The following is a 20,158-nucleotide window of genomic DNA, read 5'->3' on the forward strand; positions in this document are numbered from 1 at the left end:
CTGTGGACCTGACCTACTCCGAGGAGGACCAGGCTTTCCGTGCCGAGGTGCGGGGCTGGCTCGAGGAGCACCTGACCGGTGACTGGGCCGCGCTGCGCGGGCTCGGCGGGGCCGGGCGCGACCACGAGGCGCACGACGAGCGGGTCGCGTGGAACCGGCTCCTGGCCGAGCACGGCTGGACCTGCGTCGGCTGGCCGAAGGAGCACGGCGGGCGCGGGCTGAGCCTCACACAGCAGGTGATCTTCCACGAGGAGTACGCCAAGGCCGACGCGCCGGTGCGCGTCAACCACCTCGGCGAGGAGCTCCTCGGCCCGACGCTGATGGCGTTCGGCACGCCCGAGCAGCAGGACCGGTTCCTGCCGCGGATCGTCGCCGTCGATGAGCTGTGGGCGCAGGGCTACTCCGAGCCCGACGCCGGCTCCGACCTGGCGAACGTGCAGACGAGGGCCCGTCTCGACGGCGACCACTGGGTCATCGACGGCCAGAAGGTGTGGACCTCCAACGCGCACTTCAGCCAGTGGGTCTTCGTCCTGTGCCGCACCGAGCCCGGGTCGCAGCGCCACCACGGCCTGTCCTTCCTGCTGGTGCCGCTCGACCAGGAGGGGGTCGAGGTCCGGCCGATCGAGCAGCTCACGGGCGGGTCGGAGTTCAACGAGGTCTTCTTCACCGGCGCACGCACCGACGCCGACCTCGTGGTCGGACAGCCGGGGGAGGGCTGGAAGATCGCGATGGCCCTGCTGGGCTTCGAGCGCGGCGTCTCGGTGCTCGCCCAGGTGGTCGGCTTCGCGCGCGAGCTCGACGGCGTCATCGACCTGGCCAGGACGAACGGCGCCATCGACGACCCGGTCGTGCGTGACCGCCTCGCCGGCCTGAAGGTCGAGCTCGAGGTGATGAGGCGGCAGGCGATGAGGGGGCTCTCCTCCGACGATGCTGCCGGCCCGTCCGTCTTCAAGCTGGTCTGGGCCAACTGGCACAAGCGCCTCGGCGAGGTGGCCATGGACGTGCTCGGCGCGGCAGGCCTGACCACGCAGGCCGCGGAGGGCTACGACCTCGGTCGCTGGCAGCGACTCTTCCTCTTCTCGCGCGCCGACACGATCTACGGCGGCAGCGACGAGGTGCAGCGCAACATCCTCGCCGAGCGAGTGCTCGGCCTACCCAGAGAGGCTCGTGGATGACAACCCTCCGACCGGAGCAGCCCACGCCCGCGTACGTCGCGGGCCACGACCTGCTCGCCGGCAAGGTCGTCGTCGTGACGGCCGCGGCCGGCGCGGGCATCGGCGCCGCCGTCGTACGCCGCGCGCTCGAGGAGGGCGCGAAGGCCGTGGTGTTCAGCGACACCCACGAGCGCCGGCTGGCGGAGGCGGAGGCGGCGCTTGGCGAGGAGTTCGGCGCCGACCGCGTGCGGCAGCTGGTCTGCGACGTCACGGACGAGGCGCAGGTGGGCGCCCTGCTCGACGCGGCCGACGATCTCGGCGGCGTCGACGTGATGGTCAACAACGCCGGCCTCGGCGGCACCGTCAACCTCCTCGAGATGACCGACGACCAGTGGGGCAGGGTCCTGGACATCACGCTCACCGGCACGATGCGCTGCGTCCGCGCCGCGGGCGCCCGGATGGTCGCTGGGGGCAAGCCCGGCGTGATCGTCAACAACGCCTCGGTGATCGGCTGGCGGGCCCAGGAGGGCCAGGCCCACTACGCCGCCGCGAAGGCGGGGGTGATGGCCCTGACCCGCTGCGCGGCCCTCGACCTGGCACCCCACGGCATCCGGGTCAACGCGGTCTCCCCGAGCCTCGCGATGCACCCGTTCCTGGCCAAGGTGACCTCCGACGAGCTGCTCTCGGAGCTCAAGCAGCGCGAGGCGTTCGGCCGCGCGGCTGAGCCGTGGGAGGTCGCCAACGTGATGGTCTTCCTGGCGAGCGACTACGCGTCGTACATGACCGGCGAGGTCGTCGCCGTGAGCAGCCAGCAAGCGTGAGGGGCAGCACTGTGAGGATGAAGCCATGAGCGCCGAGACCGTCACCAACTCCCGCCGCGACCAGCTGCGCGCCATCGCGGCCGGGCTGTTCGCCGAGAAGGGGTTCAAGAACACCACGGTCCGCGACATCGCCGACGCGGCCGGGATCCTCTCGGGGAGCCTCTACCACCACTTCGACTCCAAGGAGTCGATGGTCGACGAGATCCTCCAGACGTTCCAGTCCGAGCTGTTCGCTGCGTACGACGAGGTGCTCGCCAGCGACGACGACGCGCGCACCAAGATCGAGCGCGCGGTGCGGCTGTCGTTCGAGGCGATCGACCAGCACCCGCACGAGGTCGCGATCTTCCAGAACGAGGCGGACTACCTGGGCGCCTTCCCGCGCTTCGCGTACCTCTCCGAGCGCAACGTCCAGTCGCGCAACGTCTGGATGACGCTGCTGACGGAAGGCGTCGAGACCGGCGCGCTGCGCCCCGACCTGGACGTCACGCTCACCTACCGCTTCATCCGCGACACCGTCTGGGTCGCGGTCCGGTGGTACCGCCCCGGCGGCGGCCTCTCCCACGAGGCCATCGCCGACCAGTACCTGACGATTCTCCTGGATGGGATTGCCAATGCCTGAAGCGTTCCTCGTCGACGCCGTCCGCACGCCCGTCGGCAAGCGCGGCGGCGCGCTCGCCTCCGTGCACTCCGCCGACCTCGCCGCGCACACGCTGGCCGCGCTGGTACGCCGTACCGGTGTCGACCCGGGCGCCGTCGACGACGTGATCCTGGGCTGCTGCGACACCATCGGCTCGCAGGCCGGCGACGTGGCGCGGACCGCATGGCTCGTCGCGGGGCTGCCCGACCACGTGCCCGGCGTGACGATCGACCGCCAGTGCGGCTCGTCGCAGCAGGCGGTGCACTTCGCCGCTCAGGGTGCGATGTCCGGGACGCAGGACCTCGTGGTCGCCGGGGGAGTGCAGAACATGAGCGCGATCCCGATCTCGGCCGCGATGCTCGTCGGCCAGCAGTACGGCTTCTCGACGCCGTTCGCCGAGTCGCCCGGCTGGCAGGCACGGTACGGCGACCAGGAGGTCAGCCAGTTCCGCTCCGCCGAGATGATCGCGGAGAAGTGGGACATCTCCCGGGGGGAGATGGAGGAGTTCGCGCTCGCCTCCCACGAGCGGGCGCGCGCCGCCATCGCGGAGGGTCGGTTCAAGGACGAGATCGAGCCGGTCACGCTGCCCGACGGCACGGTCTTCGACACCGACCAGTGCCCGCGCGAGACGTCGCTGGAGAAGATGGCCGGCCTCGAGCCGCTCGCTCCGGGGGGTCGCATCACCGCCGCCGTGGCGTCGCAGATCTGCGACGGCTCCGCGGCCCTGCTCATCGCGTCGGAGGACGCCGTACGCACGCATGGGCTCGAGCCCCGCGCGCGCATCCACCACCTGTCGGTGCGCGGCGACGACCCGGTGTGGATGCTGACCGGCCCGATCGCCGCTACGAAGCACGCGCTCGAGAAGACCGGCCTCTCCGTCGACGACATCGACCTCTTCGAGTGCAACGAGGCGTTCGCGTCGGTCGTGCTGGCGTGGATGAAGGAGACCGGCGCCCCGCACGACAAGGTCAACGTCAACGGCGGCGGCATCGCCCTCGGCCACCCGATCGGCGCCACCGGCGCGCGACTGATGACCACCCTGCTCGCCGAGCTCGAGCGAACCGGCGGCCGCTACGGTCTGCAGACGATGTGCGAGGGCGGCGGCCAGGCCAACGTCACCATCATCGAGCGCCTCTGACGCCAGCCGTACGAAATCTTCAGGGGTCGATGTCCAAGAACCGGGTTGCCGTTCGACGTAGGTGCGAGAAGCATCTAACCAGCAACCAGTAGGAGTGATCAGGATGCCCCGATTCATGGGATTCGTGCGGATGGAGGAGGGCGTCGGCACGCCCCCTCAGGAGCTGTTCGACGCGATGGACGCCTACATCGGCGAGCAGGCGGCCAAGGGCGTGTTCCTCGACGGCGGCGGCCTGTTCGGCGTCGACGACGCCGTGAACTTCGTGGTCCGGCAGGGCGAGGTCAGCCGGGTCGACGGCCCGTACGCCGAGGCCAAGGAGGTCGTCGGCGGGTGGGCCCTCCTGCAGTACGACACGCTCGAGGAGGCCGTGGCCGAACAGCGGGAGTTCGCCGAGCTGCACGCGAAGTACTGGCCCGAGGTCACCGTGATCTCGACCCTGCGCCAGATCTCGGACGGCCCTGAGGCGCCCGGCGCCTGAGCGCCAGGCCCACTGCTGGTCACTACGCTGGCCGCGTGCCGGCGGAGACCAGGACAGATGACCCGGGTGAGGCCATCGTCGCCGCGTGGCGGGCCGAGTCGGCCCGCCTCGTCGGCGCCCTCACCCGGATGACGCGCGACGTGGAGCTCGCCGAGGACCTCGCGCAGGACGCCCTCGTGGCGGCGCTCGAGCAGTGGCCCACCACGGGCATCCCGAACAACCCGAGCGCGTGGCTGATGACCACGGCGAAGCGGCGCGGCATCGATCACTTCCGGCGCGCCGACAACCTGCGCCGCAAGGTGGCGGAGCTCGACCATGCCGCTCGCGGTGAGGAGGCGGAGATGCCCGACCTCGGCGCGCAGGTCGACCACATCGAGGACGACGTCCTACGTCTCATCTTCCTCACCTGCCACCCCTCACTGACCGCCGAGTCCCGGGCCGCGCTGACGCTGCGCCTGGTCGGCGGGCTCAGCGCCTCCGAGATCGCCCGCGGGTTCCTCGTCACCGAACCGGCCATGCGGCAGCGCATCTCGCGAGCCAAGAGGACGCTGTCCGAGGCGCATGCCGAGTTCGAGCTGCCCATGGGGGCGGAGCGGGCCGAGCGCCTCGACGACGTGATGGCCGTGATCTACCTGATCTTCAACGAGGGCCACACCGCCACCGCCGGCAAGGACTGGATGCGCCCGGAGCTGGCGAACGAGGCGATACGCCTCGCGCGGATGCTGGCCGCACTCGCTCCCGACGAGCCCGAGGTGCTCGGGCTGCAGGCGCTGCTGGAGATCCAGGGCTCGCGGATGGCCGCCCGGCTCGACGAGTCCGGTGCACCGGTCCTGCTGGAGGCTCAGGACCGGACCCGCTGGGACCAGTCGCTGATCCGGCACGGCACTGCCGCCCTGCAGCAGGCCGAGCTGCTCGCCGCGCGCGGGACGCCGGTCGGGAAGTACTTCCTGCAGGCCTCGATCGCCGCCCAGCATGCCCGGGCACAGCGGGCCGAGGACACGGACTGGCGCCGGATCGCGGCCCTGTACGACGTCCTGGCCGACGCCGCGCCCGGCCCCGTGGTCGAGGTGAACCGGGCCGTCGCGCACGGGCGGGCGTTCGGCCCGGACGCGGGGCTGGTCGTGCTGGCGGAGCTGGAACCGGACGCGCTCGGCGACTCACCGCTCGTGCCGAGCGTGCGCGGCGACCTGCTCGAGCGCGCGGGCCGGCACGCCCAGGCGAGCGAGGCGTTCGCCGAGGCGGCAGCACGCACCAGGAACGAGAGCGAGCGGGCACTCCTGCGCCGTCGGGCCGAGGTGAACCTGCTCAGTTGAGCCGGCGCATCGACGCCGGCACGCCGCCGCCGCGCTGGACCTCCTCGACGAGCTCCTGGAGCGCGGTCAGGGCGACGTTCTGGGACATCGGGCCGTAGGAGACGCGCGCGACGCCGAGCTCCTGGAGGCGGGCCAGCGACGGGTTGCCGGGGATCCCGATCATCGTCAGCCGCTGCGGTCCCCACGCGGCGACGATCTCCTCGACCTCGGCCTCCTGCAGGACCGCCGGCACGAACACCACCGGCGCACCGGCGTCGAGGAACGCGCGGCCGCGCTCGATCGCGTCGGCCAGCACGTCGCGGCGGTCGCGGTCCCGGCCCTTCACGAAGGCATCGGTGCGGGCGTTGAGCACGAAGTCGACGCCCTCCTCCTCGGCGACCTTCATGATCTTCTCGACGTTCGAGGCGGCCTCGGCGAGCGGGCGCATCTGGTCCTCGATGTTCGCGCCGACCACGCCGATGCCGATGGCCCGGCGGATGGTGCCCGCGGGGTCGCCGTACCCGCCCTCGAGGTCGGCGGTGACGGGGAGGTCGGTCGCGGTGACGATGCGGCCGACGGCCTCGAGCATCAGGTCGACCGGGATGTTCTCGCCGTCCGGGTAGCCGTAGGAGGCGGCGATCGAGTGGCTCGCGCTCGCCAGCGCGGCCGTGCCCTCGACCTGCGCGACGACCTGGGCGCTGATCACGTCCCAGACGTTGACGACGGTGAGGAGCTCGGGGGCCTGGTGGAGCTCGAGGAGCGTGGATGCCTTCTGGCGGGTGGTCTCGTCAGCCATGCGGCCACCCTAGGGGGGTCAGCCGAGGGTGAGGAACAACCCGACAATGCCCGGCAGGATGCCGAGCAGCAGCCAGGCCGACGCCATGGACTTCTGGTGGATCGCCCGGAAGACCGCGACCGCGATGACGCCGAACGCCGCCGCGACGAGGTTGAGCCCGATCTGGGCGTCGGTGCGCGACTCGTCGACGTACATGGCGGCGATCACCAGTCCGACCGCCAGGTGCGCGATCGTCGTCGCGGCGAGCACTGAGAGGACCCACTTCTGCACCGGCTCGAGGTGCATCGGGCCCGAGCCGCTGTCCCTGATCGTCTCCCGGCGCAGGTTGTCGGGGTCCATCAGGTGGCGGGGGCGCTTCCTCGGCTTCGCCTGCTGCTCGCTCACGCGCCCATTCTCCTCTCCCGTGGGTGCAGGACGAATTCCGGGTGCGCTCCGGACCTGTAACGGTCATCCTCGATCTGTGGAGATCGTGCAGGTCGCACCGTCGGACGGCGACGGCGTACGCCGCCTCGTCGCGGTCACGAACGCCGCGCGCGCGGTCGACTCGCCGTGGGTGCACCCGCTGACCGAGCACGAGTGCGTCGGCGAGCTGCGGTGGGGCTGGGACGGTGAGCCCGCGCTGGCGTTCCTGGCGCGCGTCGACGGCGTCGACGTGGGGACGGCGCACTACGAGACGTCGACGTACGACAACCAGCACCTGGCGTGGGTGGAGGTCGAGATCGATCCCGAGCACCGGCGGCGCGGCCACGGCAGCGCGTTGCTGGAGGCGATGATCGAGCGCGCCCGTGCCGAGGGCCGTTCCACGGTCGGCGCCGCAGCCTGGGACCAGCCGGGACCTTCGGCCTTTGCAGCCCGCCACAAGTTCACGCAGGGCTCGGTCGAGGTCCACCGGCGGCAGCACGTCGGCACCGGGTTCCCCGCCCTGGACGTGCCGGACGCGCCCGACTACGAGCTGGTGCGCTGGCCCCGGCGTACGCCCCCCGAGGCGCTGGCCGCGCTGGCGGACCTGACGGCCGCGATCAACGACGCGCCCACCGACGACCTCGACATCGAGGACGAGGTCTTCACGGCCGACCGGATCGTCGGCTATGAGAGCGCCTGGGCCGACCGCGGCTCCCGGATGTACCGCGTCGTCGCCCGGCACCGCCCGACGGGCGTCCTCGCCGGCCAGAGCGTGGTGGTCGTCGAGGGGGAGCGGCCGGCGTACGCCGAGCAGCACGACACCTCGGTCGTCCGCGCCCACCGGGGGCACCGGCTCGGGGCGCTGCTCAAGCTCGAGGTGCTGCGCTGGCTCGCCGAGGAGGAGCCGCAGGTGGAGGAGATCGACACCTGGAACGCCGAGTCCAACGACCACATGATCGGCGTCAACGAGCTGCTCGGCTACCGAGTCATGGGCCGGGTGCTCGACTTCCAGCGGGCCGTCTAGGAAGGGTCGGCGTCGGTCGGCGTGCGGTCGACCCAGTGGTCGTCGTCGATCTCCCCGGCCGCGACGTTGAACGCCCGGAGCGCCGCCGCGACGGCGGAGACGTCGGGCAGCGCCATCCGGTACAGGACCTGTCGGAGGTCGGCCCGACGTTGCTCGGTGACCGCGTCCAGCACCCGGCGGCCGTCGCCCGTCAGCTCGATCTGCACGACGCGGCCGTCGTCGGAGGAGCGGGCTCGGGCGACCAGCCCGAGGCGCTCCAACCGGTCGCAGTGCCGGCTCGCGTTGGACGGGTTCACGCCGAGCAGCTCCGCTATGTCGCCGACGCTCTGCGGTCCGTGCGCGGCGAGCAGCACCAGGAGGCGGTGCTGGGAGACGGTCACCTCGACCGGCGACGCCTCGATGGATCGGATCGCGATCCCGACGAACGCCCGGCTCGCGGTCACGAGCTCGTGGACGACCTCGTCGTACGCCCTCACGACCACCGCGGACACCTCCGACCCGATTCGTTGCGCTAGAGCATACGTCTGCGCGACGCGGGTCAGAGCACGTACGACGCGGCGCGGCGCAGCTCGTCGGCCGCGCGGGCGACGACGCGGTCGACCAGCTCCTCGCAGGTCGGCAGGTCGTCGATCACGCCGACGACCTGGCCGCTGGCGAGCACCCCCGCATCGGTGTCGCCCTCGACCAGACCGGCGCGGAGCATCATCGGGGTGTTGGCCGCGAGCGTCATCTGGGCGAGCGTGCGGCCCTGCGCCTTCTTCATCGCGCGGCCGTCCTTCGCGAGTCCGAGCCACGACATCCCGCTGGTGCGCTTGAACTCCAGCGTGCGCCGCATCGTCGGGCCCATCCGCTTGAGGGCGCCCGACTCCTCGAGCTCGGCGACCAGGTCGGTGCGGAGCATCCGGTGCGGCATGCCGTCGACCTTCGCGGTGACGACCGTGTCGGTGAGCCCCCGCTCGAGGTAGAGCCGCTTGACCGCGTCGGGCACCGCCGAGTCCTGCGTCAGCAGGAACCGCGTGCCCATGCCGACGCCTGCGGCGCCGTACGAGAGGGCGGCGGCGAGGCCACGCCCGTCGTAGAAGCCACCGGCCGCGACGACCGGGATGTCGACGGCGTCCAGCACGGTCGGAAGCAGCAGCGTCGTCGGGACCGGGCCGGTGTGGCCACCGCCCTCGCCGCCCTGCACCATCACCGCGTCGGCGCCCCAGGAGGCGACCTTCACGGCGTGCTTGGCCGCGCCGATCGACGGCATCACGACGATGTCGTGCTCCTTGAGCTTCGCGATCAGCTCCGGCTTGGGCGCCAGCGCGAACGACGCGACCTTCACGCCGTGGTCGATCAGCAGCCGGCAGCGGTCGGGCGCATCGGCCGCGTCGGCGCGCAGGTTGACGCCGAACGGCTGGTCGGTGCGCTCCTTGACCTCGACGATCGCCTTCTCGAGCTCGTCGAAGGTCATCGTGGCGCTGGCCAGGATGCCGAGGCCGCCGGCGTTGGCGGTGCCACTCACCAGCCGGGGTCCGGAGACCCAGCCCATGCCGGTCTGGACGACGGGGTGGCGGACACCGGTCAGCTCGGTGAAGGGCGTCCTGAGGAGCTGCTCGATCACTGGTCCGGGACCTCCTTGAAGCGCAGCCCCTTGGGGTCGAGCACCTCCTTGATCAGGATCTGCTCCTCCATGGTGGGCTCCCGCGTGGTGGGTACGTCGGCCGGCACGTCGAGCTCGAAGCCGGTCGCCTGGCGCACCTCGTCGACGGTCACGCCCGGGTGGACGCTCAGCAGGAGCAGCTCGTCGTCCGGCCCGAGGCCGAAGACCGCGAGGTTGCTGACGATCCGGTGGATGTCGTTGTAACGGGCGGCCGCCGGGCCGGCCTCCTTCGCGAGCATCGGCCCGACGCCCGACACGATGTCGACGCGCTCGACGAAGACGCGGGGGGAGTGCTTCGGCACCCAGTACGACGTGCGGTTGTTGACCGTGTTGCCCGGCGCGCCGCGGGAGCCGAGCAGCTGGCGCTTGGGCTGCTTCCAGTCGCCGATGGCCGAGATGTTCTGATTGCCGTGCCGGTCGACCTGGGTCGCGCCCATCATCACGTGGCGCTTGCCGTAGGCGACGACGTCGAAGACCTTGCGGAACGGGATCCAGCCCTCGACCACGTCCCCCTTCGCGAAGAGCGGCGGCACGCCGGCGAGGAACAGGGACTCGCCGTCGGAGATCACGAGGTCGGGGTTGCTCGTCAGCTTCGCGAGGCGGACGCCGAGCATCGGCAGCATCCCCATCGGGCTGGCGAAGATCTCGCCGTCGTCCTTGAAGGCGTCCGCGATCGCCGCGGCGCACACGTCGGCCCTGGTGGCGCTCATGCCTGCTCCTCCCCGAAGGCCGTGACGGCCGCCTGGTACGACGCCTCGTCGCCCTCGAGGAACCGGGTGCTGAACGCGGCCCAGTCCTCGTCGCTGCCGCTCGCCGCGGCGGCGTACGCCCGTTGGAACCTCTCGTCCCGCTCGTAGTCGGGCGTGCAGGTCGTGAAGTGCGCGCCGTTGGGCGTCTCGACGACGCCGCTGACCATCATCCGGCTCAGCAGCAGCCGCTGGACGGGCGTGTCGACGGTCAGGCCGGCCGTGTCGACGACCTGCTCGACACTCACGTAGGCGCGGTCGGCGGCCATGCAGAAGAGGTCGTCGAAGTACGGGTCGGGGCCGAGGTACGTCGCGTTGCCGTGCTGGTCGGCGCGGTTCAGGTGCACCAGCGCCACGTCGAGGTGCAGCGCGGGCACGGCGACCAGCTCCTCGCCGTCGTCGTACGGGCTGGTCACGGTGCGGATCCACGGCTGGTTGACCAGCACGTCGGAGCCGAGTCCGGCACGCATCGGCAGGAACGGCAGCCGCTGCGCGGCCGCGCGCAGCCCGGTCTGGAACATGCCCTCGTCGAGCTCGACCAGCTCGGGGATCGTGCCGTCCTGGCGGGCCTTCTGGAAGCTCGGCTCGAGCGGCACGGAGTCGAGGCTGACGAACGCGAACACCAGCTTGCGGATCTTGCCCGCGCGGGCCAGCAGTCCGACGTCGGCGCCGCCCCAGCTGACGATCGTGAGGTCCTTCAGGTCCGAGCGGAGGATCGCGCGCACCAGCGCCATCGGCTTGCGGCGCGGGCCCCAGCCGCCGATGCCGATGGTCATGCCGTCCTTCAGCTCGCCGACGACCTCGTCGATCGTCATCCGCTTGTCGCGTGGTCCCTTGCTCACTTCTTCGACTTCTCCGTCCCTGCGAACTCGTCGCGCAGCTCGTCGCTCACGCCGGCCAGGTTGAGCTCGAACGTGAAGCCCTGCTCGAACCGGTAGCTCCTGTTGACGTCGACCGGGTCGATCCCGTTGAGCGCCTCCTTGGCGGCGCGGATCACCCGGGTGTCCTTGGCGGCGATCTCGCCCGCGACCTTCAGCGCGGCCTCGTCGAGCCGGTCGCGGGGGACCACCTCGAGCACGCTGCCGAACTGGACGAGCTCGGTCGCCCTGATCGTGCGGGCGGTGAAGTAGAGGGTGCGCATCATGTGCTGCGGCACCAGTCGGGCCATGTGGGTCGCGGCCCCGAGGGCGCCCTGGTTGACCTCCGGGACGCCGAAGTAGGCGTCGTCGCTCGCGACCACGCAGTCCGCGTTGCCGACCAGGCCCACGCCGCCGCCGAGGCAGTGGCCGTTGACCGCCGCGACGACCGGGACCGCGCACTCGTAGACCGCCTTGAACGCCGCGAAGCAGCCCTTGTTGGCGCCGATGAGGGCGTCGAACCCGGTGCTGTTCTGCATCTCCTTGATGTCGACGCCCGCGTTGAAGCCACGGCCCTCGGCTCGCAGCACGACGACCTTGGTGTCGAGGTCGGTGGCCGCCTCGTCGAGCGCGGCGGCCACGTCGTACCAGCCCTGGACGGTCAGCGCGTTGACCGGCGGGTGGTCCATCGTGACCACCCGGATGCCGTCGTCGCGGAGCTCGGAAGTGATCCCCATGGCTGCCAACCTAGCATTTGCTTGGTACGGTGTGGAGCATGTCGTTGGCCGTGGACCTGTCCGGGCGCATCGCCCTCGTCACGGGCGGCGCGCGGGGGATCGGGCTCGGGATCACCCGGGCGCTCCTGTCCTCCGGCGCCACCGTCGTCACCTGCTCGCGGTCGGAGGTCGAGCCCGTGCCCGGTACGACGCACCGCGTCTGCGACGTGCGGGACCCCGACGCGGTCCACGAGCTCGTCGCGTCGTTCGACCGCCTGGACGTGCTGGTCAACAACGCCGGGGGAGCGCCGGCCGCCGACGCGGCCACCGCGTCGCCGCGCTTCCACGAGAAGATCGTCGGGCTCAACCTCCTCGCGCCGCTCGTCTGCGCGCAGGCGGCCAACGCCGTGATGCAGCGGCAGGACTCCGGCGGGGCGATCGTGAACATCTCGTCGATCTCGTCGAGCCGCCCGGCGCCGACGATCGCGGCGTACGCCGCGGCCAAGGCGGGTCTCGACTCCCTGACCGCGTCGCTCGCGATGGAGTGGGCGCCGAAGGTGCGGGTCAACGCGATCGCCGTCGGCCTCTGCCGGACCGAGCAGACCGACGACCACTACGGCGACGACGCGTCCGTGGCCGTCATCGAGCGGACCATCCCGGCCGGCCGGATGGCCAGCCCGGAGGAGGTCGGCAACGTGGCGGCGTTCCTGGCGAGCGACCTCGCGTCGTACGTCTCGGGGGCGACCGTCGCCTGTCACGGCGGGGGAGAGCCGCCCGCCTTCCTGTTGGTGCAGAAGGGACTTGTATGAGCAACCTGCTGGAGGGTCGCGTCGCGATCGTCACCGGAGCGGGCCGCGGCATCGGCCGCGCGCACGCGCTCGAGCTGGCGCGGCACGGTGCGGCCGTCGTCGTCAACGACTACGGCGTCTCGATCTCCGGTGAGGGGACGGGGGAGACCCCGGCCGAGTCGGTGGTCGCCGAGATCGAGGCGGCCGGTGGACGCGCGGTGGTGAACACCGCCGACGTCGCCGACTTCGCGCAGGCCGAGGCCATGGTGCGGCAGGCGATCGACACCTTCGGCGGGCTCGACATCCTCGTCAACAACGCCGGCTTCGTGCGCGACCGGATGCTCGTCAACACCGCCGAGGAGGAGTGGGACGCCGTCGTCCGGGTGCACCTCAAGGGCCATTTCGCGCCGCTGCGGCACGCCGGCGCCTACTGGCGTGCGGAGTCCAAGGAGGGTCGCCAGCGCGCCGCGCGGGTCATCAACACCTCGTCGGGTGCGGGCCTCCAGGGCTCGGTCGGCCAGACGACGTACTCCGCCGCCAAGGCCGGCATCGCCGCGATGACGCTGGTCGCCGCCCAGGAGATGGGTCGGTACGGCGTCACCGTCAACGCGATCGCGCCCGTCGCGCGCACCCGGATGACCGAGGGGGCGTTCGACACGTCCGCCATGGCGCTGCCGGAGGACAACTCGCCGATCGTCGCCTGGCTCGCCTCCGAGGAGGCCGGCGACGTCACCGGCCGCGTCGTCGAGATCGACGGCTCGCAGATCACCGTCGAGCTCGGCTGGCGGCACGGCCCCGCCCGCGACCTCGGTCGCCGGTGGGAGGCCGGAGAGGTCGGACCCGCCCTGCGCGACCTGCTCGCCCAGGGGCCCGACCCGGAGCCGGTGTACGGCGCCTAGGTCTCGAGTTTCACCGGGTACCCGGTGAAACTCGTGCTTCTGTCATGCAGTTGCTCGACAGGGGCACGAGTTCCTCGACAGGAGTCCGGGCGGTCAGGCTGCTCGGGAGAGAAGTCGGCGTACGCGCGCGATGGTGGCGTCCGGAGACTCGAGGTCTGCCCACGTGAGTCGGATGACTCGCCAGCCGGTCAGCTCCACGATCATCTCCTCTCGGCGCTTCTCACGCAGGACGGCGTCTTCGATCGACTCGCCCGGTCGCCGCAGCCGCGTGTACTTGATGCGTCCGTCGAACTCGGCGAAGACACCGAGCTCCGGCCACGCGAAGTCCACTTGCGCGACGAGTCGTCCGTCTGGGAGACGGATCTCCCGCTGCGGTACCGGAGGCGGTAGGTGGTAGCGCCAGAAGAGGTGGCCGGTCCGCGCCTCGCCCACTGACTCGAACCGGCCGTCGGCCACTTGAAGGACCACGTGGTGGGCCAGTGAGTTCGGCCAGTGGGTCTGTGTGTCGGCAAGCTGGATCAGCTCATCCCGACTCGTGAGGCCGCGGTTGAGGAAGTCGCTCGCCACGACGATGCCGACCTCGGCGCCTCGTTCGGTCGCGACGTCGAGTGCAGTGCGTGCCGGTGTCGTCAGCCAATGGCCGTTCGCGCGCGTCACGTCGACGACACGGCACTCACCTTCGTGGTGGATCACACGCGCGCCCGTGCGGCCGCCGCCGGAGAAGTGGGTGACGTGCACCAGGTCGAGCCGTAGCCCCCAGGTGGGCGCCCCGTGGAGCACAGCCGCCGAGGCGTGCGACATCGCGACATGCTCGTCGTACTGACGCGCGACGGCATCGACGAGCATCAGGTGGCGTTGGGAGGGGGTCGCGGCAGCCCAGCGATCCGCGAGTGCGTAGGCGCCTTGTCGGATGCGGACGATCGTGCCCGCCCGGACCAGCCGGCGCAGGGCGTCGTCGTCGACCCCGACCGCCACGGCATCTCGACGAAGCACCACGCCAGCCGGGCTGCAGAGAGCAGCGAGATGATCGAGCACGGCAGCAGCGTCCCCGATCTTGCCGCCGCCGACGACAGCGAAATCGCAGCCTGTGGATTCCCGGCCCGAGGTTCAAGAACTGCTGTCGAGAAACTCGTGCTTCCCGGCCGCAACTGCTCGACAGAAGATCGAGTTTCACCGGGTACCCGGTGAAACTCGCCGCCCCGTCAGAGGCGCTCGAGGACCGTCCCGGTCGCCATGGCGCCGCCGGCGCACATCGAGATCAGGGCGGTGGAGGCGTCGCGGCGCTCGAGCTCGTGCAGGGCGGTGGTGATGAGCCGGGTGCCGGTGGAGCCGACGGGGTGGCCGAGGGCGATCGCGCCGCCGTTGACGTTGACCTTGTCCAGGTCGACGTGGTGCTGCCCGGCCCAGGACAGGACGACCGAGGCGAAGGCCTCGTTGACCTCGAACAGGTCGAAGTCCGAGATCGACATGCCGGTCCGGTCGAGCACCTTCGCGGTCGCCTCGATGGGTCCGTCGAGGTGGTAGTACGGGTCGGACCCGACGAGGCAGTGCGACACGATCCGGGCGCGCGGCCTCAGGCCGAGGGCGGCGGCCCGGTCGGAGTCCATGATGAGTACGGCGGAGGCGCCGTCGCTGATCTGCGACGACGTGCCGGCGGTGTGCAGGCCGTCGGGCAGCACCGGCTTGAGGGACGCGAGACCCTCGAGCGTGGTGTCGCGCAGGCCCTGGTCGGTGTCGACGACCCGCGTCTCGCCGGTGTCGGCGCCCTCGGCGTCCAGCACGGGCGCGGTGACGGGGGAGATCTCGCGCTTGAAGCGGCCCTCGTCGACGGCGACCCGCGCCTTCTGCTGAGAGGCGAGGCCGAACGCCTCGAGGTCGGCGCGGGTGAGACCGCGGTTGCGCGCGATGCGGTCGGCTCCCTCGAACTGGTTGGGCATGTCGATCGACCAGTCGGCGGGCCGCGGGTCGCCGGTCCCGGGCGGCACGTTGGCGCCGAGCGGGATGCGCGTCATCGCCTCCACGCCGGCGGCGATGCCGATCTCGATCGTGCCGGCGGCGATCATGTCGTTGATCATGTGGGCCGCCTGCTGGCCCGACCCGCACTGCGCGTCGACCATGGTGCCGCCGGTGTGCTGGGCGAGCCCGGCGTGCAGCCAGGCCCGGCGCACCATGCCGTTGGACTGCTCGCCGGCCTGGGTGACGCAGCCGGCCACCACCTGGTCGACGAGGTCGGAGTCGACGCCCGAGCGCGCGAGCACCTCGCGCATCGCGTGCCCGACGAGTACGGCGGGGTGCACGCCGGCCAGCCACCCCTTCCTCTTCCCGAGGGGGGTGCGGACGGCGTCGATGATCACGGGGGTGCCCATGGAAGAAAACTAGAACACGTTCTTGTCTACAACAACCCTGGGGCCGAGGAGCCGAGGGACGAGGCGTCTCCAAGCCTTCCCTCCCGTACCTTCGGTATGTAGTCTCAGTCACTAGAACGTGTTCCAGCCAGCACCCGAGGGAGTCCCCTGTGACCGCAACCGACGTCCTGCCGACGGGCTTCGACTTCACCGATCCCGACGTGAACCAGAAGGCGATCCCGCACGACGAGTTCCGCGCCGCCCGCCAGAACAACCCGATCGTGTGGGTCGAGCAGGACCCGATCTGGCGCAGTGGCTTCACGGAGCAGTCCGGCACCGGCTACTACGCGATCACCCGACACGAGGACGTCGCGGCGATCTCCAAGGACAGCAAGAACTGGTCGACGTACGAGAACGGCGCGATCATCCGGTTCCCCAACGAGATGCTGCGTGAGCAGATCGAGCTGCAGCGGGTGATCCTCATCAACCAGGACCCACCGGAGCACACGGCGACGCGCGCGATCATCTCCCGGGGCTTCACCCCGCGCTCGATCGCCGAGCTTGAGGAGACGATGGTCCGGCGCGGCAACCAGATCGTGCAGGACGCCGTGGGGCGCGGCACCGGCAACTTCGTCGAGGAGATCGCGGCCGAGCTGCCGCTGCAGGCGATCGCGGACCTGATCGGCGTCCCGCAGGAGGACCGGCACAAGCTCTTCGACTGGTCCAACCAGATGCTCGCCGGCGAGGACCCCGACTACGCCGGCAACAACGACGTCGCGGCCGCCGAGATCCTCGGCTACGCGATGATGCTCGCCGCGGACCGGCAGGCCAACCCACGCGACGACCTGATCACCAAGCTGATCAACGCCCACAAGGGCGAGCGCGGCCTCACCGACGACGAGTTCGGCTACTTCGTGATCCTGCTGGCCGTCGCCGGCAACGAGACCACGCGCAACGCCATCTCGCACGGCATGAACGCGTTCCTCGACAACCCGGACCAGTGGGAGATCTGGAAGCGCGACCGGCCCGCGACGATGGTCGACGAGGTCGTCCGCTGGGCCACGCCGGTGACGGTCTTCCAGCGCACCGCCCTCCACGACGTCGAGGTCGGCGGCGTGCAGTTCACGAAGGGCGAACGGGCGGCGCTGTTCTACGCGAGCGCGAACTTCGACGAGGACGTCTTCGAGGACCCGTTCACGTTCAACATCCTGCGCGACCCCAACCCGCAGCTCGGCTTCGGCGGCCACGGCGCCCACTACTGCCTGGGCGCCAACCTGGCCCGCCAGGAGATCCGGGTGATCTTCAACGCGATCGCCGACCACGCCCCGAACATCGCCAAGCTCGCTGAGCCGGCTCGGCTGCGGCACTCTTGGGTGAACGGGCTCAAGGCCCTGCAGGTCAGCTACACCGGCTGACGACGTACGACGGTCAGGCGGCCCGCTCGGTGAGAACCAGCGGGCCATCTGCCGTGATGGCCACGGTGTGCTCCATGTGGGCGCCGCGCGAGCCGTCCTTGCTGCGCAGCGTCCAGCCGTCGTCGTCGGTGTAGATCTCGTCGGTGGTGTGCAGGAACCACGGCTCGATCGCGAGCACCAGGCCGGGGCGCAGCTTGAGGCCGCGGCCCGCGCGGCCGTCGTTGGGCACGTGCGGCTCGCCGTGCATGGTGCGGCCGACGCCGTGGCCGCCGAACTGCAGGTTGATGCCGAGGCCCGCGGACCGCGCCACGTCGCCGATCGCGGCGGAGATGTCGCCGAGCCGGTTGCCGGGCTGTGCCTGGGCGATGCCGGCCTCGAGCGCCCGGCCGGTGACCGCGATCAGGTCGAGGTCCTCGGAGCGCGGGGTGCCGACGACGACGCTGAGCGCGGAGTCGGAGACCCAGTTGTCGACGCTCGCGGCGAAGTCGACCGAGAGCAGGTCGCCGTCCTGGAGCACGTAGTCGTGGGGGAGTCCGTGCAGCACGGCGTCGTTGACCGACGTGCACAGCACCTTGCCGAACGGCGAGGCGCCGAACGACGGGTGGTAGTCGATGTAGCACGACTCCGCGCCGCGGTCGCGGATCATCTTGTGGGCGACCTCGTCCAGCTCGAGGAGGTTGACCCCCACGTCCGCCTTCTCGGCGAGCGCGGTGATCACGTCGGCGACGAACCGGCCGGCGGGGCGCATCTGCTCGATCTGTGCGGGCGTGCGGAGCTCGATCATGGACCGACCCTATCGACGGTCTCGAAAGGATGGAGTCCCTAGGGTGGGGCCGTGGATCTCGTGCTCGGCACCATGTACTTCGGCACCCGCACCGACGAGGCGACGTCGTTCGCCCTCCTCGACCGCTACGTCGAGGCCGGAGGCAGGACGCTCGACACCGCCAACTGCTACGCCTTCTGGTCATCGCCGACCGGTCACGGCGGGCAGAGCGAGGAGCTGCTCGGCCGCTGGCTCGCCGCGAACCCCGGCCTGCGCGAGGAGCTGGTGCTGGCGACCAAGGTGGGCGTCGAGCCGACGGACGACGGGGTCCCGGAGGGGCTGTCCGCGGCCGTCATCGAGCGCGAGGCGGCCCGGAGCCTGGAGCGGCTCGGCGTCGACACCATCGACGTCTACTGGGCGCACGCCGAGGACCGCGCCACCGATCTCGAGGAGACCGTCGCGGCGTTCGGCGGGCTGGTCGAGCGGGGCGCGGTACGCCGCCTCGGGGTCTCGAACCACCCGACCTGGCGGGTCGAGCGGGCCCGGGCGATCGCGGAGCGGCTGGGCGTCACGCCGTGGACGGCGCTGCAGCTGACCACGTCGTACGTCGACCCGCGCCCGGGCGCCCCGGTGCCGGGCAAGGACCACCGCTTCGGCTTCGTCAACGACGAGACGGTCGACTACCTCGACCAGCACCCGGAGATCGACCTGTGGGTCTACAGCCCGCTGGTCCAGGGCAGCTACGACCGGGCCGACCGGCCGTTCCCCGAGGCCTACGACCACCCGGGCACGACCGCGCGGCTGGCCGAGCTGCGCGAGCAGTCGGCCGCGCGCGGCGTACCGGCCTCGCAGCTCGTCCTGGCCTGGATGCTCGCCCGGGGATGGAAGCCGATCATCGGCGTCAGCAGCGTGGAACAGCTCGACTCCGCCCTGGCGGCGGCGTCCCTCCGCTGACGGCAGATCCGCCACCGGCGGATCCGCTTCCGTCGCGGCGTACGCCGACGAAGGCTGGTCGGCATGACCCAACAGGCACCCGAACGACCCGCCGGCTCGCTGGACGACCAGCTGGCCTCCCGACTCCTCCACCAGCGCATCCTCGTGCTCGGGCAGGAGGTCGACGACACCATCGCCAACCGCCTCTGCGCCGAGCTGCTGCTGCTCTCGGCCGAGGACCCGCACCGCGACATCAGCCTCTACATCAACTCGCCCGGCGGCTCGGTGAGCGCCGGGCTGGCGATCTACGACACGATGCGGCTGATCCCGAACGACGTCAGCACGCTCGCCATGGGGCTCGCGGCGAGCATGGGCCAGTTCCTGCTCTCCGCGGGGACGCCCGGCAAGCGGTACGCGCTGCCGCACTCGCGGATCCTCATGCACCAGGGCTCCGCCGGCATCGGCGGCACGGCGATCGACATCGAGATCCAGGCCGAGAACCTCGAGCACACCAAGAACGTCATGATCGGGCTGATCGCCGAGCACACCGGCCAGCCGCGCGACGTGGTCGAGCAGGACTCCCTGCGCGACCGGTGGTTCACCGCCGAGCAGGCCCGCGACTACGGCTTCGTCGACCAGGTGCTGACCGACGCCTCCGCGGTGACGCCGGCCCGGCCCGCCGCCGCGTTCGGGGTGGTGCGGCCATGAGCCAGTACACGATCCCGAGCGTGGTCGAGAAGACCCACCGCGGCGAGCGCGCGGTCGACATCTACAGCCGGCTGCTGACCGACCGCATCATCTACCTCGGCACCGAGATCGACGACGGCGTCGCCAACGTGGTGATCGCCCAGCTCATCCATCTCGAGTCCGAGAGCCCGGACATGCCGATCGAGCTCTACCTCAACTCCCCGGGCGGATCGTTCACGGCGATGCTCGCGATCTACGACACCATGCAGTTCATCAGGTCCGAGGTGGGTACGACGTGCGTCGGTCAGGCCGCCTCGTCCGCGGCGGTGCTCCTCGCGGCCGGCGCACCCGGCCGGCGCACCGTGCTCCCTCACGCCCGCGTCGTTCTCCACCAGCCCTCCGGTGGCGGGCAGGGCACGTTGCCGGACCTCGCCGTGCAGGCGAAGGAGATCGCGCGGGCGCGGGAGGAGATGGAGCAGATCCTGGCCCAGCACACCGGCCGCACGGTCGAGCAGATCCGCGACGACACCGACCGAGACCTGGTCCTGGCGGCGGAGGACGCGCTGGCGTACGGAATCGTCGATGGGGTACTCGGCAGCAGGAAGAAGCCCGCTGCCTGAGA

At 71.2% G+C, this 20,158-nt stretch carries 23 protein-coding genes and 1 pseudogene; 13 read left to right on the forward strand and 11 right to left on the reverse strand.

Going from position 1 to position 20,158, the window contains the following annotated elements; all coding sequences use genetic code 11:
- The first annotated feature begins 2 nt into the window (after positions 1-2).
- The 6 genes from ACFQQI_RS12005 to ACFQQI_RS12030 all read left to right on the forward strand — a co-directional run bounded on the left by ACFQQI_RS12005 (position 3) and on the right by ACFQQI_RS12030 (position 5,541).
- On the forward strand, positions 3-1,175 hold the full coding sequence (locus ACFQQI_RS12005) for an acyl-CoA dehydrogenase family protein (RefSeq protein WP_378563029.1): 1,173 nt from the start codon (positions 3-5) through the stop codon (positions 1,173-1,175).
- Positions 1,172-1,975: an SDR family oxidoreductase gene (locus tag ACFQQI_RS12010; protein ID WP_378563032.1), complete on the forward strand. Its 804-nt coding sequence runs from the start codon at positions 1,172-1,174 to the stop codon at positions 1,973-1,975. The genes ACFQQI_RS12005 and ACFQQI_RS12010 overlap by 4 nt, the downstream gene beginning before the upstream one ends.
- Positions 1,976-2,000: 25 nt before the next feature.
- Complete coding sequence (locus ACFQQI_RS12015) at positions 2,001-2,594, forward strand: TetR/AcrR family transcriptional regulator (protein WP_378563035.1); 594 nt, start codon at positions 2,001-2,003, stop codon at positions 2,592-2,594.
- The gene (locus ACFQQI_RS12020; protein WP_378563038.1) at positions 2,587-3,750 is read left to right on the forward strand and encodes an acetyl-CoA C-acetyltransferase; all 1,164 of its coding nucleotides are present in this window, start codon (positions 2,587-2,589) and stop codon (positions 3,748-3,750) included. The genes ACFQQI_RS12015 and ACFQQI_RS12020 overlap by 8 nt, the downstream gene beginning before the upstream one ends.
- A gap of 103 nt (positions 3,751-3,853) precedes the next feature.
- A complete protein-coding gene (locus ACFQQI_RS12025; RefSeq protein ID WP_378563041.1) occupies positions 3,854-4,228 on the forward strand; it encodes a YciI family protein in 375 nt (124 codons plus the stop codon).
- A gap of 35 nt (positions 4,229-4,263) precedes the next feature.
- The gene (locus ACFQQI_RS12030; protein ID WP_378563044.1) at positions 4,264-5,541 is read left to right on the forward strand and encodes an RNA polymerase sigma factor; all 1,278 of its coding nucleotides are present in this window, start codon (positions 4,264-4,266) and stop codon (positions 5,539-5,541) included.
- Here the strand turns inward: ACFQQI_RS12030 and ACFQQI_RS12035 are convergent.
- Together ACFQQI_RS12035 and ACFQQI_RS12040 are read right to left on the reverse strand one after the other, a co-directional pair.
- A complete protein-coding gene (locus ACFQQI_RS12035) occupies positions 5,534-6,316 on the reverse strand; it encodes an isocitrate lyase/phosphoenolpyruvate mutase family protein (RefSeq protein WP_378563047.1) in 783 nt (260 codons plus the stop codon). The genes ACFQQI_RS12030 and ACFQQI_RS12035 overlap by 8 nt on opposite strands.
- 18 nt (positions 6,317-6,334) lie before the next feature.
- Positions 6,335-6,700: a hypothetical protein gene (locus ACFQQI_RS12040; protein WP_378563049.1), complete on the reverse strand. Its 366-nt coding sequence runs from the start codon at positions 6,698-6,700 to the stop codon at positions 6,335-6,337.
- Positions 6,701-6,776: 76 nt separating this feature from the next.
- On the opposite strand from ACFQQI_RS12040, the gene ACFQQI_RS12045 reads away from it, so the two are divergent.
- Positions 6,777-7,742, forward strand: coding sequence for a GNAT family N-acetyltransferase (locus ACFQQI_RS12045; RefSeq protein WP_378563051.1), 966 nt, complete (start codon positions 6,777-6,779; stop codon positions 7,740-7,742).
- Here the strand turns inward: ACFQQI_RS12045 and ACFQQI_RS12050 are convergent.
- From ACFQQI_RS12050 to ACFQQI_RS12070, 5 genes are read right to left on the reverse strand one after another with little or no spacing between them, the layout of a single operon-like run.
- Positions 7,739-8,224: a MarR family winged helix-turn-helix transcriptional regulator gene (locus tag ACFQQI_RS12050; RefSeq protein ID WP_378563054.1), complete on the reverse strand. Its 486-nt coding sequence runs from the start codon at positions 8,222-8,224 to the stop codon at positions 7,739-7,741. The genes ACFQQI_RS12045 and ACFQQI_RS12050 overlap by 4 nt on opposite strands.
- Before the next feature lie 56 nt (positions 8,225-8,280).
- Positions 8,281-9,348, reverse strand: coding sequence for an NAD(P)H-dependent flavin oxidoreductase (locus tag ACFQQI_RS12055; RefSeq protein WP_378563057.1), 1,068 nt, complete (start codon positions 9,346-9,348; stop codon positions 8,281-8,283).
- The gene (locus ACFQQI_RS12060) at positions 9,345-10,097 is read right to left on the reverse strand and encodes a CoA-transferase subunit beta (RefSeq protein WP_378563060.1); all 753 of its coding nucleotides are present in this window, start codon (positions 10,095-10,097) and stop codon (positions 9,345-9,347) included. Before ACFQQI_RS12060 ends, ACFQQI_RS12055 begins: the two co-directional genes overlap by 4 nt.
- Complete coding sequence (locus ACFQQI_RS12065; protein WP_378563063.1) at positions 10,094-10,975, reverse strand: CoA transferase subunit A; 882 nt, start codon at positions 10,973-10,975, stop codon at positions 10,094-10,096. Before ACFQQI_RS12065 ends, ACFQQI_RS12060 begins: the two co-directional genes overlap by 4 nt.
- Positions 10,972-11,727: an enoyl-CoA hydratase family protein gene (locus ACFQQI_RS12070; RefSeq protein WP_378563066.1), complete on the reverse strand. Its 756-nt coding sequence runs from the start codon at positions 11,725-11,727 to the stop codon at positions 10,972-10,974. Before ACFQQI_RS12070 ends, ACFQQI_RS12065 begins: the two co-directional genes overlap by 4 nt.
- A 38-nt stretch (positions 11,728-11,765) precedes the next feature.
- On the opposite strand from ACFQQI_RS12070, the gene ACFQQI_RS12075 reads away from it, so the two are divergent.
- Both ACFQQI_RS12075 and ACFQQI_RS12080 read left to right on the forward strand, forming a co-directional pair.
- Complete coding sequence (locus ACFQQI_RS12075; protein WP_378563069.1) at positions 11,766-12,515, forward strand: SDR family oxidoreductase; 750 nt, start codon at positions 11,766-11,768, stop codon at positions 12,513-12,515.
- Complete coding sequence (locus ACFQQI_RS12080; protein ID WP_378563073.1) at positions 12,512-13,393, forward strand: SDR family oxidoreductase; 882 nt, start codon at positions 12,512-12,514, stop codon at positions 13,391-13,393. The genes ACFQQI_RS12075 and ACFQQI_RS12080 overlap by 4 nt, the downstream gene beginning before the upstream one ends.
- A gap of 93 nt (positions 13,394-13,486) precedes the next feature.
- Here ACFQQI_RS12080 and ACFQQI_RS12085 read toward each other — a convergent pair whose 3' ends face one another.
- The 3 genes and pseudogenes from ACFQQI_RS12085 to ACFQQI_RS12095 form a co-directional block, all read right to left on the reverse strand.
- Positions 13,487-14,194, reverse strand: a complete 708-nt coding sequence (locus ACFQQI_RS12085) for a hypothetical protein (protein WP_378563292.1) — start codon at positions 14,192-14,194, stop codon at positions 13,487-13,489.
- 138 nt (positions 14,195-14,332) lie between these two features.
- Positions 14,333-14,428 (reverse strand): annotated as a pseudogene (locus ACFQQI_RS12090) (hypothetical protein); the annotation flags it as partial.
- A 167-nt stretch (positions 14,429-14,595) separates the two neighbouring features.
- Positions 14,596-15,759 carry a steroid 3-ketoacyl-CoA thiolase gene (locus ACFQQI_RS12095; protein WP_378563076.1) on the reverse strand — a complete coding sequence of 388 codons (1,164 nt, stop codon included), beginning with the start codon at positions 15,757-15,759 and terminating at the stop codon, positions 14,596-14,598.
- Positions 15,760-15,908: 149 nt separating this feature from the next.
- Here ACFQQI_RS12095 and ACFQQI_RS12100 point away from each other — a divergent pair, with 149 nt between their 5' ends.
- Positions 15,909-17,153 (forward strand): cytochrome P450, encoded by a 1,245-nt coding sequence (locus tag ACFQQI_RS12100; protein ID WP_378563081.1) that lies wholly within the window; start codon positions 15,909-15,911, stop codon positions 17,151-17,153.
- Between the two features lie 13 nt (positions 17,154-17,166).
- Here ACFQQI_RS12100 and map read toward each other — a convergent pair whose 3' ends face one another.
- A complete protein-coding gene (gene map / locus ACFQQI_RS12105; protein WP_378563087.1) occupies positions 17,167-17,937 on the reverse strand; it encodes a type I methionyl aminopeptidase in 771 nt (256 codons plus the stop codon).
- A 51-nt stretch (positions 17,938-17,988) separates the two neighbouring features.
- Here map and ACFQQI_RS12110 point away from each other — a divergent pair, with 51 nt between their 5' ends.
- The 3 genes from ACFQQI_RS12110 to ACFQQI_RS12120 all read left to right on the forward strand — a co-directional run bounded on the left by ACFQQI_RS12110 (position 17,989) and on the right by ACFQQI_RS12120 (position 20,156).
- Positions 17,989-18,870 (forward strand): aldo/keto reductase, encoded by an 882-nt coding sequence (locus ACFQQI_RS12110; RefSeq protein WP_378563093.1) that lies wholly within the window; start codon positions 17,989-17,991, stop codon positions 18,868-18,870.
- 63 nt (positions 18,871-18,933) lie between these two features.
- Positions 18,934-19,557 (forward strand): ClpP family protease, encoded by a 624-nt coding sequence (locus ACFQQI_RS12115; RefSeq protein ID WP_378563098.1) that lies wholly within the window; start codon positions 18,934-18,936, stop codon positions 19,555-19,557.
- Entirely contained in the window at positions 19,554-20,156 is a 603-nt protein-coding gene (locus tag ACFQQI_RS12120) for an ATP-dependent Clp protease proteolytic subunit (protein WP_378563105.1), read from the forward strand. The genes ACFQQI_RS12115 and ACFQQI_RS12120 overlap by 4 nt, the downstream gene beginning before the upstream one ends.
- Positions 20,157-20,158 lie beyond the last annotated feature (2 nt).

Origin of the sequence: Nocardioides sp. GCM10030259, assembly GCF_042666375.1 — a bacterium.
GTDB lineage: Bacteria > Actinomycetota > Actinomycetes > Propionibacteriales > Nocardioidaceae > Nocardioides.

What these genes read in the sequence shown, in the direction of transcription:
- ACFQQI_RS12015 (WP_378563035.1), top strand. Translation starts at nt 2,001, where the DNA reads ATGAGCGCCGAGACCGTCACCAACTCCCGCCGCGACCAGCTGCGCGCC.
- ACFQQI_RS12010 (WP_378563032.1), top strand. Translation starts at nt 1,172, where the DNA reads ATGACAACCCTCCGACCGGAGCAGCCCACGCCCGCGTACGTCGCGGGC.
- ACFQQI_RS12085 (WP_378563292.1), bottom strand. Translation starts at nt 14,194, where the DNA reads ATGTCGCACGCCTCGGCGGCTGTGCTCCACGGGGCGCCCACCTGGGGG.
- ACFQQI_RS12115 (WP_378563098.1), top strand. Translation starts at nt 18,934, where the DNA reads ATGACCCAACAGGCACCCGAACGACCCGCCGGCTCGCTGGACGACCAG.
- ACFQQI_RS12080 (WP_378563073.1), top strand. Translation starts at nt 12,512, where the DNA reads ATGAGCAACCTGCTGGAGGGTCGCGTCGCGATCGTCACCGGAGCGGGC.
- ACFQQI_RS12035 (WP_378563047.1), bottom strand. Translation starts at nt 6,316, where the DNA reads ATGGCTGACGAGACCACCCGCCAGAAGGCATCCACGCTCCTCGAGCTC.
- ACFQQI_RS12075 (WP_378563069.1), top strand. Translation starts at nt 11,766, where the DNA reads ATGTCGTTGGCCGTGGACCTGTCCGGGCGCATCGCCCTCGTCACGGGC.
- map (WP_378563087.1), bottom strand. Translation starts at nt 17,937, where the DNA reads ATGATCGAGCTCCGCACGCCCGCACAGATCGAGCAGATGCGCCCCGCC.
- ACFQQI_RS12095 (WP_378563076.1), bottom strand. Translation starts at nt 15,759, where the DNA reads ATGGGCACCCCCGTGATCATCGACGCCGTCCGCACCCCCCTCGGGAAG.
- ACFQQI_RS12120 (WP_378563105.1), top strand. Translation starts at nt 19,554, where the DNA reads ATGAGCCAGTACACGATCCCGAGCGTGGTCGAGAAGACCCACCGCGGC.
- ACFQQI_RS12020 (WP_378563038.1), top strand. Translation starts at nt 2,587, where the DNA reads ATGCCTGAAGCGTTCCTCGTCGACGCCGTCCGCACGCCCGTCGGCAAG.
- ACFQQI_RS12025 (WP_378563041.1), top strand. Translation starts at nt 3,854, where the DNA reads ATGCCCCGATTCATGGGATTCGTGCGGATGGAGGAGGGCGTCGGCACG.
- ACFQQI_RS12070 (WP_378563066.1), bottom strand. Translation starts at nt 11,727, where the DNA reads ATGGGGATCACTTCCGAGCTCCGCGACGACGGCATCCGGGTGGTCACG.
- ACFQQI_RS12060 (WP_378563060.1), bottom strand. Translation starts at nt 10,097, where the DNA reads ATGAGCGCCACCAGGGCCGACGTGTGCGCCGCGGCGATCGCGGACGCC.